Origin of the sequence: Phaeobacter sp. JH20_37, assembly GCF_048056015.1 — a bacterium.
Classification (GTDB): domain Bacteria; phylum Pseudomonadota; class Alphaproteobacteria; order Rhodobacterales; family Rhodobacteraceae; genus Phaeobacter; species Phaeobacter bryozoorum.
Window position 1 is genome coordinate 296,439 of the sequence record NZ_JAYMWW010000015.1, and the last position, 16,504, is coordinate 312,942.

Annotated in this window: 13 protein-coding genes; 4 read left to right on the forward strand and 9 right to left on the reverse strand. The window is 59.4% G+C overall.

All coding sequences use genetic code 11. The annotated features are described in order from the left end of the window. Positions 1 to 38 precede the first annotated feature (38 nt). From VWZ87_RS14455 to VWZ87_RS14495, 9 genes are all read right to left on the reverse strand, one after another. Positions 39 to 5,123, reverse strand: coding sequence for a hypothetical protein (locus VWZ87_RS14455; protein ID WP_416534436.1), 5,085 nt, complete (start codon positions 5,121 to 5,123; stop codon positions 39 to 41). A 509-nt stretch (positions 5,124 to 5,632) separates the two neighbouring features. Then, positions 5,633 to 6,247: an urease accessory protein UreG gene (gene ureG / locus VWZ87_RS14460; protein WP_416534437.1), complete on the reverse strand. Its 615-nt coding sequence runs from the start codon at positions 6,245 to 6,247 to the stop codon at positions 5,633 to 5,635. Further along, complete coding sequence (locus VWZ87_RS14465) at positions 6,244 to 6,903, reverse strand: urease accessory protein UreF (RefSeq protein ID WP_416534438.1); 660 nt, start codon at positions 6,901 to 6,903, stop codon at positions 6,244 to 6,246. The genes ureG and VWZ87_RS14465 overlap by 4 nt, the downstream gene beginning before the upstream one ends. Beyond that, positions 6,893 to 7,363: an urease accessory protein UreE gene (locus VWZ87_RS14470; RefSeq protein WP_416534439.1), complete on the reverse strand. Its 471-nt coding sequence runs from the start codon at positions 7,361 to 7,363 to the stop codon at positions 6,893 to 6,895. Before VWZ87_RS14470 ends, VWZ87_RS14465 begins: the two co-directional genes overlap by 11 nt. Before the next feature lie 12 nt (positions 7,364 to 7,375). Beyond that, on the reverse strand, positions 7,376 to 9,115 hold the full coding sequence (gene ureC, locus VWZ87_RS14475) for an urease subunit alpha (RefSeq protein ID WP_416534440.1): 1,740 nt from the start codon (positions 9,113 to 9,115) through the stop codon (positions 7,376 to 7,378). Next, positions 9,115 to 9,420 carry an urease subunit beta gene (locus VWZ87_RS14480; protein WP_260089776.1) on the reverse strand — a complete coding sequence of 102 codons (306 nt, stop codon included), beginning with the start codon at positions 9,418 to 9,420 and terminating at the stop codon, positions 9,115 to 9,117. The genes ureC and VWZ87_RS14480 overlap by 1 nt, the downstream gene beginning before the upstream one ends. Then, positions 9,417 to 9,584: a peptidase M23 gene (locus VWZ87_RS14485; protein WP_416534441.1), complete on the reverse strand. Its 168-nt coding sequence runs from the start codon at positions 9,582 to 9,584 to the stop codon at positions 9,417 to 9,419. Before VWZ87_RS14485 ends, VWZ87_RS14480 begins: the two co-directional genes overlap by 4 nt. A gap of 24 nt (positions 9,585 to 9,608) precedes the next feature. Continuing rightward, entirely contained in the window at positions 9,609 to 9,911 is a 303-nt protein-coding gene (locus tag VWZ87_RS14490; RefSeq protein ID WP_260089774.1) for an urease subunit gamma, read from the reverse strand. A gap of 1 nt (position 9,912) precedes the next feature. Beyond that, a complete protein-coding gene (locus tag VWZ87_RS14495; protein ID WP_340546971.1) occupies positions 9,913 to 10,794 on the reverse strand; it encodes an urease accessory protein UreD in 882 nt (293 codons plus the stop codon). A 388-nt stretch (positions 10,795 to 11,182) separates the two neighbouring features. Here VWZ87_RS14495 and urtA point away from each other — a divergent pair, with 388 nt between their 5' ends. From urtA to urtD, 4 genes are all read left to right on the forward strand, one after another. Then, positions 11,183 to 12,478 (forward strand): urea ABC transporter substrate-binding protein, encoded by a 1,296-nt coding sequence (gene urtA / locus VWZ87_RS14500; protein WP_340546970.1) that lies wholly within the window; start codon positions 11,183 to 11,185, stop codon positions 12,476 to 12,478. 80 nt (positions 12,479 to 12,558) lie between these two features. Further along, positions 12,559 to 14,559 (forward strand): urea ABC transporter permease subunit UrtB, encoded by a 2,001-nt coding sequence (gene urtB, locus VWZ87_RS14505; RefSeq protein ID WP_416534442.1) that lies wholly within the window; start codon positions 12,559 to 12,561, stop codon positions 14,557 to 14,559. Positions 14,560 to 14,562: 3 nt separating this feature from the next. Further along, the gene (urtC, locus tag VWZ87_RS14510; RefSeq protein ID WP_416534443.1) at positions 14,563 to 15,765 is read left to right on the forward strand and encodes an urea ABC transporter permease subunit UrtC; all 1,203 of its coding nucleotides are present in this window, start codon (positions 14,563 to 14,565) and stop codon (positions 15,763 to 15,765) included. Next, positions 15,762 to 16,502 carry an urea ABC transporter ATP-binding protein UrtD gene (urtD, locus tag VWZ87_RS14515; protein ID WP_340546967.1) on the forward strand — a complete coding sequence of 247 codons (741 nt, stop codon included), beginning with the start codon at positions 15,762 to 15,764 and terminating at the stop codon, positions 16,500 to 16,502. The genes urtC and urtD overlap by 4 nt, the downstream gene beginning before the upstream one ends. The last annotated feature ends 2 nt before the right edge of the window (positions 16,503 to 16,504 follow it).

Sequence of the window (16,504 nt, forward strand, 5' to 3'; positions counted from 1 at the left end):
TCGTTCTTTCCTGCTTCCGGTCAGCTGTGGTCACGGCGTTAGACAAAGACAAAGGAGTTTGCCCCCAGCTCGTCGATTTCCACGCCATGAAGGTCGATCAGGTCGCCATCCGAGGTCTGGATACGGGTGTGGGTCTCCTGACCATTTGCACTTGCGACGACCGAGATGTCAAAATCAGCCACGGAGCCGCCAAAGTCAAACATCAGCTTGTCCTCACCAACGGTGAAATCGGTGATCCGGTCCGTGCCGTGACCTGCGCGGAACACAAAGGTATCGAAGCCTTCGCCCCCAGCAAGCCGATCATTGCCAGCACCCCCCTCCAGCAGGTTTCGCCCTGCGGTGCCGATCAGATCATCATCGAAGTCGGAACCGATGACGCCTTCGAACCCGGAAATCTGATCGCCGACGATATAGTTGGTTGGCGACGGGATCAGCTCGGAGGTTTGTTGGGCCAGGTTGATACGAACGGCAGTCGAATGGCCCTCATAGCTCAGAACATCGAAGCCTTCGCCACCATTCATTGTATCGGTGCCTTCGCCGCCGATAATGGTGTCGTCGCCTTCCCTGCCGTCGATCAGGTCGGCCCCGGCGCCGCCATCAAAATAGTTGCCGCCGGCATTGCCTTTCAGAATATCCGACTGGCTGGTTCCGACAACACCTTCGAAGTTGCTGACCGTGTCGCCTGCAAGCCATTGGCTGCCATTCCAGTATTGCGCAAACTGTTGATGCCCAGGTTGGGTCGAGGCGAGGTCGAACTGGATAGCAGATGCTTCCCCTTTGTAGCTCGCGACATCAAAGCCGGCGCCGCCGTCCAATACATCCAATCCGGCGCCGCCGACGATGACGTCATTGCCCGCCTTGCCGGAAATCGTGTCTGCCCCGGCGCCACCTTCCAGGTAATTGGCATCGTTGTTGCCGATTAGCTTGTCATCCAGAGAGGTTGCAATCACACCTTCGAAATTGCTGTAGACGCCGGCAGTCGTCAGAAGCACCTCTTCTCCGGTGTGGGCGTCATTGTAACGTACGTGCTCTGAGTGCTGGCCGATACCCAGCTCAAATTTGATACCGATTCCATAGCCTTCGCGGCTGTAGAGATCAAAGCCGGTGCCGCCGTCGATTGTGTCATCCGACAAGCCGCCATCAATGATGTCATCGCCGCCCTTGCCGTCGATATTGTCCTTACCTGACGAGCCAATGATGATATCATCGCCCTCAGTCCCGTTGATGCCGGTCAGAGAGTTTCGATCGACATCGCGAATATTCAGGAGTTTGTTCAGGTCGAACAGGCCGTCGTAGCTGAGCAGTGCACCGCCGCTCTCTGCGTCCGTTAGTTTACCCAGCTCATCGCCGAAACTGCTGGTTTCATCTCCGTTTTGAGGCGTCTTCCAGACGTCGTCCGAGTTGCGGAAGGCGTGGTAATTGGCCCGCAGCGTGGTGAAATAGCTGCTCGGTGACGCAGCTGACGTGCTGTCAAAGCTCCCCAGCGCACCATGGCGGAAGTCGACGTTTGCGCCGTTCGAGTAGACGACGTTGACCCCGAACGAGTCTGCACTGCCCGCTTGTTGAAGGATTGCATTCAGATCAGCTTTTGCCAATCCATCCAGAGTGGTCCAGCTATCTGTGTTGGTGCTCAATGCCTGGCTGCTGGTCCTCAATCCCTGCGGTGCGAGGAAGTAGTCCTCGACCGTAAAGGAGAAGTCTTCACTAAGCGAGATGACCAAATCGTCGCCATAGGAATTGAACCAGATCTCACGGTCGTCGCGAACGTGGATGTTGAGGAGGTCGCCGGCGATATCTTCGGCCTCTGGCCCGGTGATCAGATGATGGCCCCGGCTGCCGCCCCCGAAGTTGGCCGGGAAATAATTGACGTTGTAGATGTCCCGCCCTTCTCCGCCGACGATAATATCGTTGCCGGTAATGAAGTCGTCATAGGTGAAGTGATCATCGCCCGCGTCACCATACAGGTAGTCGTCCTTCGATGATCCCTCAATCGTATCGTTGTGTTCCGTCCCGAGGAGCGCAACCGACCCGGAATCCCAGGCGACATCGACGCTGATATCCAGCTCGGATGTGGTGCCATCTGCGTTGACATTGGTGATGCCGTTATTGATCGCAGCCCGGTATTCGGACAGGGAATGGACGATGGTATCGCCCTCAGCGCCCTCGGTGTCCAAAACGATATGCGCGGCTTCTGTATTCCAGACATTGAGCCTTTTCAGTGCAGTATCATCCGTGCTTCTCAGGATATTCGTGAGCGACGCCGCGGTTTTTGCAACCTCCTCATCCCGGTTTTCGGTCACCAGAGGAATCAGGGCTTCTGCCATTTCGGTCGCGGTCTGTTCGCGGATCTGGTCGACCTCAAGCTCATCGACAAAGCGCTGCAATGTCTGGCTGCTGAGCCCGATGGTATCTCCATCGTCTTCGCCGCCATCAATATAGAGCTCGTCTTTCTGGCCGTTCCAGTAGCTTTCCAGAAGTGCGTGTTTGAGGTTGATCAGATCGTCGCCCTCGCCGCCACCAACAACCTGAATTGAGGCGCCGACATCAATGCGGTCATCGCCGCCGAAGCCAAAGACCTGTTCAAGCTGTGTGGAGGTGTCGAGAAACATGAAGTCGCCCAGCGAGGAGCCATGCAGGATTTCGATATTGCTGAGGGTGTCGGAGACTGAGTGGATGCCACTGCGCTCGGCAAGCTCAACTTTGCGGAATTGTACAACCTCGGTGCGTTTGCCGTGGTTGGCAGTCTGCGAGTCGATGGATTCCTGATAGTATTTCGAACCTGCCGTGAGGTTCTTCGAGACATAGGTGCTGTCGCCGGATGCGCCAATGGAAAGCCCTCTCGAAAGTTCGCCACCTGACAGCCGCGCGTAGGAGGCGGTATCCTGCCCGGTGCCACCGTCGAAGGTGACCTGGCTTTCATAGGCGAACAGCGTGTCATCACCACCACCCGCGTTGATTTCGATCCCGACCTCCATCTTGTTGCCCATACGGTCTTCGGCGCTCGACACAACCTTCGACATGTTAAAGGTGGTCTGATTGTCGCCGTAGTCGCGGATATCCCAGCCGGACAGGTCGGTAATCTTGAGCGTTGTCTGATACTCGTTCTTGCCGGTCTCTTCGCGGCTGGTTTCCTCGGTGCCGGCGGAGAACAGCGGTGTTGTGAAGGTCAGGTAGGATTTGGCGCCATTGGCATTCGGCAGGTTGATAACATTGATATCGCTGCCCTCGGTCGGGGTGAGGCTGCGGTTGCCAGTCTGCCAGCCATTGGTCGTGAAGGTTTCGACGTAGTTCTTGGCGGTCTTGTTCAGCTCGCCACTGGTTTTGCTGATGGCCGACAATTCGATATCGGTTACATCCAGACCCTGGCCGCCAAGCGCAATCACCTGGTCGACATCGTCGTCCGCGATCAACTCGCCGAAGAACTCGGTGTAGTGGGCCTTGGTCTTTTCCTGTTTCTGATCAAAGCTGCCGTCGAAGAACTCTTCGACAGTCTGCGGATTGCCGTTCTCGTCAGTTCGGATCTTGGCGGCATATTTGTCGGCAATTCCTTCAAGCGCAACCTGTTCAAAGGCACCAACAATTGCCGAAATCGCACCACCAATCAGACCCACCGCAGCGGCGATCGGGGCGCCCACGCCGGTTGCCGCAAGTACGCCCGATGTGACGCCGGTGATGACGTCGAGCCCGGTGGTCACGCCATAGAATGCGGCTTCTGCGTCTTTGGATTCCTGGAGAAGGTCGCTCAGCAGGCCGGAGCTGTAGGTGTCGGCCTTCTGAATCGCGTCGATCCGATCCTGTTTCTGGTCAAATTCCGCCCATTTTGCCGGGTTGATCGCACCTACTACAGACCCGATGGCGCCGATAACCGGTACCGCCTTGCCAAGCACGTTAGCAGCCTTGCTGCCTGCCTTGACCGCAAGCTCTGCGATTCCGAGCACGTTCTCGACGGCCGCAAAGGCGAGCGCGGTTCCCTGCAGGCCGACCTCTGCCTGTACGACTTTGCGGGTTTCATCCGGCAGGTTCGGGTCGGCAAGAAGCTTAGCTGTGGGCACAAAGCTGGCTGCTGCGCCGCCAACCAGTGACAGTGCCGCAAAGCCCTTTGCGCCCTTAGCAAATTTCAGATGGCCGGCAGCGTCCAGGATGTCGCCGCCAGCGCTGAACACGGCTTCACCCAGGAAGCCTGCGTTAGCAGCATGGCCTTCGGGCGTGTTGTCGGGTTTGACGGCGAAAGCGGAGATCGCCTGACTGCTGCTCAGTAGATTGACTCCGGCCTTCAGCGAGGCGGTGCGGACGGTGCTGCTGTATTCCTGGAAGCCTTCTGTCTTCTCTCGGAGGCTGATCAGCTCAAGGGATTCACTGGAAATGGCTTCCAGCTCGGCCTTTGCATCTGCGGCAAGCACATCGCTGCCGGTGTAGGTCTCCGCCGCGTATTTCTTGTATTCTTCCAGCTTATCTTGCCGGGCGATTTCGAGGGCATCAATGCGCGCTTGCAGATAGTTCGCGTGGCTTTCGCTGTGGTCGGCGATATCGCCGCCCTTTTCAAATGCAGCAAGGTCGGTTTGCAGTTTTTCGGCTGCATCAAGAACGGTGCTGGTCCGGTAGATCTCTTTGCTGACCTTGTCGGCCGCTTCGGCGTCGAAATCCGCATGGTTCGGATCACTTAGGCGGTCGTGCTGCGCCCGGAGCACGTCCAGGTCGACCTGAAGCTTTGATATGTCGTCGGTGACATTACCCTTGATCGAATTGATGAACTGTTCGTTGGTATTCGCCAGTTCGCCAGCAGCATATTGTTGTTCGATGGCGGCGACGATCTTGCCGACGATTTTCAGATCTTTTGCGATGAACTCAGCCCATTGGGCTTCAAGATTGTTGTCCTCATCGTCGTTCACCAAATCCTTACCGGCGATCTTCCCTTTCAGGCTTTTGACCAGATTGTAGTTCCAGTTCGAGTAGTTGGTCGCCTTGCTGATGGCTTTGACTTCGGGAATGCCCAGCCCGGTTTCCAAGAAGGTCTGAACGGTGTCGCGGAACGACTCCCGTGCCTCCGGTCCCAGGTCCGAAAAGATCGCATCATAGGCGATGACAGAGGTTTCCAGAATTGCGGTTTGTTCTTCGTTCAGCATGTATCGCGACCTTTCTGACGGAAGCAGCCTGTAATCCAGTTTCGCTACGGTTGTGCCGTGCTTGGACACGCATAGGGATATTCACGCGCGCGGCTATATGGCCAAATCCTTGGACTGGATAAGGCCAGTTTGCGCTTGGTTCGAATAACGCGCTTATGTTCAGGGGGTTACCGGCATCTATTCGATCAGAATTATCTACAGCGTGAAGAGGGAAAAACGCGGAGGACCTATCGGTCGCTACAGGCCTCTGTCGCAGTTCTCAACTGAAGTGACGCATTTTGGTTTTCTGTAACATGTTCAGTGATTTGGCGAATCAAATTCGCCCATGACGGGAATCATCTGCGCGTTGTTGTCACCATCACACCGGCAGAGTTTGCTGCCGCTCTCCGTCTCTGATCAGCCTGCTGGGGCCGCCCAAAGACCGGCCGCCCACCAGGAGCCCAGCCCATGGCTTCAATATAGTTTGACACCCTAATAAGGTGAGTTGAGATTTGTAAATCGCGAGACGGCTAGCCGAGTCCGCCAAGGGTTTGGATCATCTCGCGGATCACTCCGACACCGTCGCGGGCCTTCAGATTGGCAAACAAAAATGGGCGATCCCGGCGCATTCGTTTTGCATCGCGCTCCATCACCGATAGATCCGCACCGACATGCGGGGCAAGGTCGGTCTTGTTGATGATCAACAGATCCGAGCGGGTGATCGCCGGCCCGCCTTTGCGGGGGATTTCCTCGCCTGCGGCGACGTCGATCACATAGATGGTCAGATCTGCGAGCTCGGGGCTGAAGGTGGCAGAGAGGTTGTCTCCGCCGCTCTCAATCAGGACAATCTCGAGATCCGGGTGGCGCTCCCGCATCTCCGCGACCGCGCCGAGGTTGATCGACGCATCCTCGCGGATGGCTGTATGAGGGCAGCCGCCGGTTTCAACACCCAGGATCCGGTCCTGCGGCAGGATCTGCAACCGCATCAGGGCCTCGGCGTCCTCCTGCGTGTAGATGTCATTGGTTATCACCGCAATGGAGTGGCTGTCGCGAAACACCTCGCTCAGGGCTGCGGTCAGGGTGGTTTTGCCCGCGCCAACCGGGCCGCCAATTCCAATGCGCAGGGGGCCGTTCAATGTGCTCATGTGCGAAAGATCCTTGAATGCTGTGTTTCGTGTTTCATCGCGGCAATGTCCGCAAGAAAGCAGGTGGAGGACAGGCGCTGGAGGTCACCATCCCCGGTTTGCTCTGCGATCTGCTGGCAGAGCGGCGCAAGGGCGTGGAGGATAGCCTGTGCGTCGCTTTGCCCGATGGGGGCAAGGCGCTGAGCCGCCGCGACGAGGTTTGCGGTGAATGCGTGCAGGTAAAGCGCCGTTGTGGCCTGCAAGGGCATCGAACAGCAATTTGCCGCAAAGCCGACAGCTACGGGATAGGTGAGCCTTGCGGCAACGTCTCGGTCGGTTCCGGGCCAGATGCTGCGGGTGATCTGGCAAAAGGCTGCGCCCTGAAGATCGGTTTCGCGGAGGCGTTCCAGGGATGGTGCATAGGCGCGGCATTGGGTGTCGATCCGCTGCACGGTATCGGCGTCCGGGGCGTGATAGGCCGCAGCGAGGAACAGCGCATCCGACCAGCCGCCGCCGTCGCGCAGAACCGTTGCGATCCAGTCCTGCACGTCGGCAGCCGAGCTGACCGCGGCGGAGGTCATCGCCCATTCCAATCCGTGGGAATAGCTGAACGCCCCCACCGGGTAGCCGGGAGAAAACCACTGCATCAGGGTCAGCAACTGTGCCTCAGTGGGCATGGGGCTGCCCCTGAGCGTCGCCATGGGAATGGCTGTGGGTGCGGCCATGACCATAGGCGCCGCCCTCGGGGGTGAAGGGTTCGACCACATCGCGCAATGTCGCGCCGAGTTTTTGCAGCATGTCGCGGATCACATGGTCGCGCTGGATCAGCAGACGGTCCGCGTCGATCTGGCAGGGCATATGGCGGTTGCCGATATGCCAGGCTAGGCGCAGCAGGTGATCGCCGGTGACCTCCAGCAGCGGTTCGTTTGCCGGGTGCACGCCGATTTTGCGGCCATCGTCCAAGACAAAAGCATCGCCCATGTCGAGCGACAGCGTGGAGGGGAAATCGACCAGAAACCGCAGGCCACTATCAGAGGTCAGCACCCTGCGCCGCAGGAAACGATCCTGGTAGCTGAGGGTGATCTGGTCATCTGCATCATGCGCGTGGATCTTATGTTGGCTGAGGGGGAATGACATGGGAAGGCTCCGTCAGAAAAGAAAATAGCGCTGGGCCATGGGCAGATCATCGGCCGGGACGCAGGTCAGAAGCTCGCCATCTGCACGGACCTCATAGGTTTCGGGATGGACCTCGATCTTGGGCAGGGCGGTGTTGAGTTTCAGGTCCGATTTGCCAATGTCGCGGGTGTTTCTGACCGCGCAGGTCTGTTTGGCGAGACCAAGGTGCTGGGCAATCCCGCCTGCCTGTGCCGCTTCGGAGACAAAGGTGACGGAGGAGTTTTCCACCGATCGGCCAAAGGCTGCGAACATCTGCCGGGAATAGACCGGCTGTGGTGTGGGGATAGACGCATTGGGGTCACCCATCTGCGCCATTGCAATGGACCCGCCGAGCAGAACCATTTCAGGCTTTACCCCAAAGAAGGCAGGATTCCACAACACCAGATCACCGCGTTTGCCGACCTCGATACTGCCGATTTCATGGGCGATACCATGGGCGATGGCCGGGTTGATCGTGTATTTGGCAATATAGCGGCGGACGCGGAAATTATCGTTTTCTCCTGTCTCCTCGGGCAGGCGTCCGCGTTGCTTTTTCATCTTGTCGGCAGTCTGCCAGGTGCGGATCAGAACCTCGCCCACCCGACCCATCGCCTGACTGTCCGAAGCGATGATCGAGAAGGCGCCCATGTCATGGAGGATATCCTCTGCCGCAATGGTTTCGCGACGGATGCGGCTTTCGGCAAAGGCGACGTCTTCGGGGATGGACTTGTCGAGGTGATGACAGACCATCAGCATATCGAGATGCTCTTCGATGGTGTTGACGGTAAAGGGGCGGGTCGGATTGGTAGAGGAGGGCAGGACATGCGCTTCGCCGCAGATCTTGATGATGTCCGGGGCATGGCCGCCACCCGCGCCTTCGGTGTGGAAGGCATGGATGGTGCGCCCCTTCAGCGCTGCGACCGTATGTTCAACAAAGCCTGACTCATTCAGTGTGTCGGTGTGGATCATCACCTGCACGTCCATCGCGTCCGCTACTGACAGGCAGCAGTCAATGGCGGCGGGGGTGGTGCCCCAGTCCTCGTGCAGCTTCATCGCGCAGGCCCCGGCAATGATCTGTTCCTCAAGCGCGCGGGGCTGTGAGGCGTTGCCTTTGCCCGCAAAGGCCATGTTCATCGGAAAGGCGTCGGCGGCCTGCAACATGCGCCCGATGTGCCATGGCCCCGGCGTACAGGTGGTGGCGAGGGTTCCATGTGCGGGGCCGGTGCCGCCGCCGAGCATGGTCGTCAGCCCGGAGTGCAGCGCCTCCTCGATCTGCTGCGGGCAGATGAAATGGATGTGGCTGTCAAAACCGCCAGCGGTCAGGATGCGCCCCTCGCCCGCGATGATCTCGGTTCCCGGCCCGATGACAATCGTGACACCGGGTTGAGTGTCCGGGTTGCCTGCCTTGCCGATGGCGGCGATGCGCCCGTCTTTCAGACCCACATCCGCCTTGTAGATGCCGCTATGGTCCACGATCAGCGCATTGGTGATGACCGTGTCGACTGCCCCCTCGGCGCGGCTCGCCTGAGACTGGCCCATGCCGTCGCGGATGACCTTGCCCCCGCCGAATTTCACCTCTTCGCCGTAGCTGAGCACGTTGCCGACACCGCTGGCTTCGGTGATCAAATCGCGCTCCACCTCGATAGTCAGATCGGTGTCCGCCAGACGCAGACGGTCTCCCACCGTGGGGCCGAACATGGCCGCGTAATCGGCGCGTGAAATCTGGGATGGCATCAGAGATCCCCCATGATGGCGGCGTTGAAGCCGAAGATCCGTCGCGCGCCGGATATCGGGATCAGCTGTACCTCGCGGCGCTGGCCCGGTTCAAAGCGCACGGCTGTGCCGGCAGCGATATCAAGACGCAGGCCCCGAGCGGCCTCCCGGTCAAAGTCGAGAGCTGGGTTCGCCTCGGCAAAATGGTAGTGCGAGCCGATCTGTACCGGGCGGTCACCGGTGTTAGAGACCATCAGGACGGTGACCGGACGATCCGGGTTGAGGTCCAGACTGCCCGCGGCGGGGATCAGTTCTCCCGGGATCATTTGCGCCGCCACAGAAGGCTGGCGCAGCCGATAACGACAGTCGCGACCAGAGCCACGAGAAGCCAGGTGTCCGCACCGTGCGGGTGAACATGCGCGCCGCCATGGGCGAGCGCGGGGCCGCCAGCCAGCAGCAACAATGAGAGGAGCGTGGGTCGCAATGTCATGGGTCTGGGTCTCCTGAATGTGAATCAGCGAATGGGGTTGTGAACGGTGACGAGTTTTGTGCCATCGCGGAATGTTGCCTCGACCTGAATGTCGTGGATCATCTCGGGCACGCCTTCCATGCAGTCGTCGCGGGTGATGACCTGCGCGCCGGCTTCCATCATGTCGGCGACTGATCGGCCGTCTCGTGCACCTTCGACAACGGCGTCGGTGATCAGGGCAATTGCTTCGGGATGGTTCAGCTTGACGCCGCGAGAGAGGCGTCGTCGGGCAACCTCTGCGGCCATGGAAATCAGCAGTTTGTCTTTTTCACGCGGGGTCAGGTTCATGTCAGATCATCCAAGGTCGGGGAAGAGGGGCGCCGCGCAGATCACGGAGGATCGGCAGCAGGAGCTGGCGCAGGACATAGCTGTCCGCTGCGAGGGCACGCATGACCAGCAGGTCTGAGCCGATCAGGCTGGCCCCGGCGGTCGGGCCAAGCTGCGCGCGCAACGGGCCAAGCCGCCCGGCAGCGTCCGGTGCAACATAAATGAGCGTTGCGATGGCTCCGGCGCCGTTTGCGGTTGCGGGCCTCGCCAGATGGGCCGCGATGTCACCATCGAGGCTTACGTTATCCAGAAACAGCGGTGCGCCTGCGCGGCGGATGTCGATGCAATCACGCAGGCTCGCCTTGGTAAGGGTCTCGCCCATTGCCGCCCGCCCGAAGATCAGCGTCTCGCATAGCAGCAGCCGGGCGTCTTCGTGCAGATCGACCGTCAGCGTCCGATCAAGGTTGCACCCTTGAAACAGGATGGTTTCCTGGGGCAGCCAGGCAAGGCTGGCGCGAGGCTCGACACTGAGCGAGTTGCGAATTGTGCCCGTCTCTCCGGGTTGCGCCCGATAGGCCCGCTCCGCCGCCTGGGTGGTGAGCGTAAGAGAGGTTCCGACGCGCGCGGTGGCGCTGAGTTCAAATTGATCTCCGCCAGTCACACCGCCCGCTGTATTGACCAGAACCCCCTGAAGATCCGCGTCATGGGTGCGCGGGAACAGCAGCTTCAGAGAGCCCGCCTGACGGAGTCCGGCGAGGACCGATGTGTTGCCGCGCCGCTTGGAGGATACCGAGACCGTGCCGATGGCGCGCGGCGGGGTCGGCTGGCTCGGCCATGGTTGCGTCTCGGCCGTAGGAAGGCGCGACGCCCTGGAATCACCGGAACAGGCGGTTTGCCAAGGCATCAATTGGCGCTGGGATGAAGGTCTAGGCGTCATGCTGTCGATTTCATCACAGTGCGGATCTGCCGCCAGTTCAAAGCGAACAGTTGGCTGTTCCGCGGCAAGCCCTGCGCAAAATAGAGGCCAATTGTGGGTTTGGTGATCAAAAAACAGGCTGTTGCGCGGTTGTCGGCGGGCGTTTTTCGCGCGTCGTTTGCGAAACTTGCTGCGATGCAGAATGCTCAGCCTATCCACGAGAGCGAGGCTCAAACATCGTGGATGTGTGACGACCGGAGGAATTTGCGATCTCGCCAGCCGCCACACGGATGCAACACGAAGCTGCCCGCCACAGGTAGGAAATCCGGCGCCCCGGCGCAAGGGATACACCTCTGTCCGGGCGAGGAGAGACTGAATGATCACCTATAAATCTGTTCTGGCGACGACAGCCACCTGCACTGCGCTGGGTTTGGCGACCATGGGAACTGCGGTTGCGGCGGCTGATTGCCCAATAAAGGTGGGTGTCCTGCATTCGCTGTCTGGAACGATGGCGATTTCCGAAACAACGCTCAAAGATACCATGCTGATGCTCCTTGAGGATCAGAACGCCAAAGGCGGCGTCCTCGGTTGTGAACTGGAACCGGTTGTGGTGGATCCTGCGTCCAACTGGCCCCTGTTCGCCGAGAAAGCCCGCGAATTGCTGAGTGTGCATGAGGTCGATGTGATCTTTGGCAATTGGACCTCGGTGAGCCGCAAATCGGTGCTGCCGGTGATCGAAGAGCTGAACGGCCTGTTGTTCTATCCGGTGCAATATGAGGGCGAAGAAAGCTCGCGCAACGTGTTCTACACCGGTGCTGCGCCGAACCAGCAGGCAATTCCGGCAACGGATTACTTTCTGGACGAGCTGGGTGTGGAGAAATTCGCGCTGCTGGGCACCGATTATGTATATCCGCGCACCACGAACAATATCCTCGCCAGCTATCTGAAGCAGAAGGGAATCGCCGAGAGTGATATCTTTGTGAACTACACTCCGTTTGGTCATTCGGACTGGTCCAAGATCGTTGCCGATGTCGTGGCGCTGGGCGCAGATGGCAAGAAGGTGGGGGTGATCTCCACCATCAACGGCGATGCGAATATCGGGTTTTACAAAGAGTTGGCGGCAGCCGGTATCAGCGCTGACGATATCCCGGTTGTGGCGTTTTCTGTCGGGGAGGAGGAACTCTCGGGTCTGGATACTTCCAATCTGGTCGGGCATCTGGCGGCCTGGAACTACTTTCAATCCGCCGAGGATGACGCCAACAGCGCCTTTGTCGCGAAGTGGAAGGAGCGGATGGGCGAGGACCGGGTAACCAACGATCCGATGGAAGCCCACTACATCGGTTTCAACATGTGGGTGAATGCGGTGACAGAGGCGGGCACCACAGATGTCGATGCTGTCCGCGCGGCGATGTACGGGCAGGAGTTTCCGAACCTGACCGGTGGCACGGCGGTCATGCTGCCTAACCACCATCTGGCCAAACCGGTACTGATCGGTGAGATTCTGGACAACGGGCAGTTTGATATCATCAGCCAGACTGAGGAAGTGCCCGGCGATGCCTGGACAGATTTCCTTCCCGAGTCGGCTGTTCTGACTTCGGATTGGAAAGACCTCGGCTGCGGTATGTACAACACCGAGACCAAGAGCTGCGTGCAGACCCTGTCCAACTACTGACCTGGCAGGATCGTAACGGAAGGGGGGATTTCCTCCCTTCCAACCCTCTCTTCCCTCCTCGAACGGAAATGACGCCTATCATGACACGGTTTTTTGCCGCTGGTCTGTTTGTGCTTTGGGGCTGCTTGGCTGCCACGGCGCAGACAGCGCCTCAACTGGCCTCGCCTTCGCCTGTTGCATCTGCACCATCGAATACAGGGGTTCAGGACCTCCTTCAGTCGCAGTCCGCCTTGATTGTCGCCAGTTCGCGGCAGACGATCGAACCCGCGATTGATGCCATCGCCGAAAGTGGCCTCGCGCAGGTTCAGGCTGTCTTGCAGCTCTGGCAGGACAAGAAACTGGTCCTGCGGGCATCCGACCACGTGTTCTTCAGGGCCGAGAAAAACGCTGATGGGCGCTATGATCTGATTGACCTCGACAGTGGCGCAATGGTCGGGGTGGCGGATAAGGGCGATCTCAAGCTGATCAAGCCCAACTCCGGCGTGCGGGCGATGATCGGAACGGCGCTGGTTCGGTTCCAACTGGAAGACCCGGATCTGTCGATACGACAGGCGGCAGTTACCTCCATCGGGCGGGACCCGTCAGCCGCGGCGCTCATGCCGTTGCGGGCCTCAATTGCCAGTGAGACCGATGAGGATCTGCTGGCCTTGAAGCGGCGTGCGGAGCGCCTGTTGACCATTCTCTTTGATACCGATCCAAAGGCACGTGTTGACGCAATTGAGGAGATGTCCGCCGATCTGGGGGTTGATGTCCGCGCGACATTGAACCCTCTGTTGCAGACGGAGTTGCAAATCCATTCCTCGGGTGCGCCGACGGGTGCAAATGTCGCGGCCGAGCGGCGTATCGGGCGCGGGATCGGCGCGGAGGATGCCTATGCCGCACTGGTTGCCCGCGATCTGGCACCTGCGGCGCTGGGGGCCGACGAGATCAGATCAGCGTTGGAGGCCAATATCGCCGATGGTCGTGTGGCCGGTATTCCATTGGCGCAATTGTCTGACCCTGCAATGCGGCAACAGGCCTATGACGGTCTGGTGGCTGCCGGTCTGGCCCGCCCGGCCCCAACCCGGGAAGAGATGGCTGAAGCAGTCGCAGGCTACCGGTACTTTGACATCTATGAGGAGTCCTCCTTGGCGGTGACGGATGCCGCAGAGACGGCACTGGCGCGCATCAACAGGCAGGTCGGTTTCAATCAGGCGGCGGATCTCACTCTGGATGCCATGTCTCTGGCGTCGATCTATTTTCTGGCGGCCATCGGTCTTGCGATCACCTTTGGCGTTATGGGGGTCATCAACATGGCCCACGGCGAATTCATCATGATGGGGGCTTATACCGGCTATGTGGTGCAGCTGTTCATCTCCGACCATACGCTGTCCATTCTGGTGGCGATTCCAGCGGCCTTTGCGGTGACCTTCGGAGCGGGGATTGCGATGGAGCGTCTGGTGATCCGCTGGCTCTACAATCGGCCGTTAGAGACGCTTCTTGCGACATTTGGTATTTCCATCGCATTGCAGCAGCTGGCCAAGAACATATTCGGGACGCAGGCGCGCCCGCTGACCGCACCGGGATGGCTGGACGGCGCGTGGATCATCAACGACGTCGTGTCCATCAGCTATATCCGTATCGCGATCTTCGTGCTGGCGTTGGGTTTTCTTGGGCTGTTGCTGTTCATTATCCGGCGCACACGCCTGGGGCTGGAAACCCGTGCCGTCACCCAAAACCGAGGCATGGCGGCATCCATGGGGATCAATCCGGACCGGGTGAATATGCTGACCTTTGGCCTGGGGTCCGGCATCGCGGGCATCGCGGGCGTTGCAATCGGGCTCTTTGCGAAGGTGACCTCCGAGCTGGGCAACGACTACATCGTCCAGAGCTTCATGACCGTTGTAGTCGGCGGCGTCGGCAGTATCTGGGGCACCCTGGCCGGGGCGGTGATGATCGGTTTCTCCCAGAAGGGCATCGAATGGCTGAACCCGTCCAACACGCTGGCGGCACAGACCTATATGATTGTGCTGATCATCATCTTCATCCAATTCAGACCGCGCGGAATTGTTGCCCTGCGTGGCCGCGCGGCGGGGGACTGATCCATGCAGCGTTCGTTTATTGCCCGCAATCCATCGGTGCTGGTTTTCATTGTCGTTCTGGCGCTGTTCACGCTGGGAATTACCCTGCTGTCCGAAGGGTTGGGGGCCGGGTTTGTTTCCACCTCCATGATCAAGACACTGGGCAAGACTCTCTGCCTATGTCTGGTAGCGATCGCGATGGATCTGATCTGGGGCTATGTCGGGATCCTCAGCCTGGGGCATTTCGCGTTTTTCGGGCTGGGCGGCTACATGATCGGCATGTGGCTTATGTATGAGCGTACGCGGGATGCGGTGCTCGGCTCCCTGTCGGATGCGGTGCTACCGCCAACCCAAGGCGAGATACATGATGCGATCGCACATCAGATCTTTGGTGTCGTCGGGGGGGACAGCTTTCCGCTGGTCTGGGCCTTTGCCGACAGTCTGGCAGTGCAGCTCTTACTTGTCGTGGCGGTTCCCGGGCTGCTGGCGCTGGTCTTTGGCTGGCTGGCCTTTCGCAGCCGGGTCACGGGTGTCTACCTGTCGATCCTGACGCAGGCGATGACATTGGCGCTGGCGCTATATCTGTTCCAGAACGACAGCGGATTGCGTGGCAACAACGGGCTGAGCGGGCTGCAAAACCTGCCCGGTCTGACTGATGTGCCGCAGTCGCTGGTTTCGATCTGGTTTTTCTGGGGCTCGGCCCTCGCATTAGGGCTGGGCTATGTGACGGCTACCTGGGTGGTTGGCGGAAAGTTTGGATCCGTGCTGCGGGCGATCCGCGACAATGAGACCCGGGTCCGGTTTCTGGGCTATTCCGTTGAGGGCTACAAGCTGGTGGTATTCACCGGAACCGCCTGTGTCGCGGGCATTGCAGGTGCGCTTTATTACCCGCAGGCCGGCATCATCAACCCTGCTGAGATGGCGCCAATCGCGTCTATCTACCTCGCGGTTTGGGTCGCCATCGGTGGACGTGGCCGACTTTACGGCGCGGTGATTGGCGCCGCACTCGTCTCGCTGCTGTCCAGCTGGTTTACTGGCGGTCAGGCCCCGGATGTTGACCTCGGGATTTTCACTATTCGCTGGGTCGACTGGTGGCAGGTTGTTCTGGGGCTCGGGTTCGTTCTGGTGACGCTGTTTGCGCCCAAGGGGATCGGTGGATTGCTTGACCTGATCCAGCAACGCAGAACGATTGAAACTGAACCCGGTGAGCAGGAGGTCCAGCGATGAATCCGCTTCTGGAAGTTTCAGGTATTTCGGTCAGCTTTGACGGGTTTCGCGCGATCAACAACCTGTCGTTCAGGATTGGTCCGGCGGAGCTGCGCGCGATTATCGGACCAAACGGTGCGGGCAAGACCACCTTCATGGATATTGTCACCGGAAAAACTGCGCCCGATAGCGGCAGCATCATCTGGGATGGTCGTCGAAGATCGGTGTTTGCCGGTTCCGAAGCGCGCATTGCGCGGGACGGCATTGGCCGCAAGTTCCAGAAACCGACGGTCTTCGAGGAACAGACAGTGCAGGAAAACCTGCTGCTGGCATTGAAGGCGGACCGCGGCCCGTTTGCCGTGTTACGTTATCGCCCCAGCTCGCCGCATCTTGGCCGCGTTCAGGAACTGGCTGCGGAGGTTGGTCTGGCCGATGCCTTGCACCGTTCCGCCGGGGAGCTGAGCCATGGGCAGAAACAGTGGTTGGAGATCGGCATGTTGCTGGCGCAGGAACCACGGTTGCTGCTGGTGGATGAACCGGCGGCAGGTATGAGCCCGGAAGAACGTGAACAGACCACGGCTATCCTGGTCGCAGCGGCCAAGACGCGTGCGGTTGTCGTCGTGGAGCACGATATGGACTTTGTGCGGCGCCTCAACTGCAAGGTGACGGTTCTGCACGAAGGCGCGGTCCTCGCCGAAGGATCGCTGGATCATGTGACCGCCGATCAAGCTGTCATTGATGTTTATCTGGGGCGCTAAAA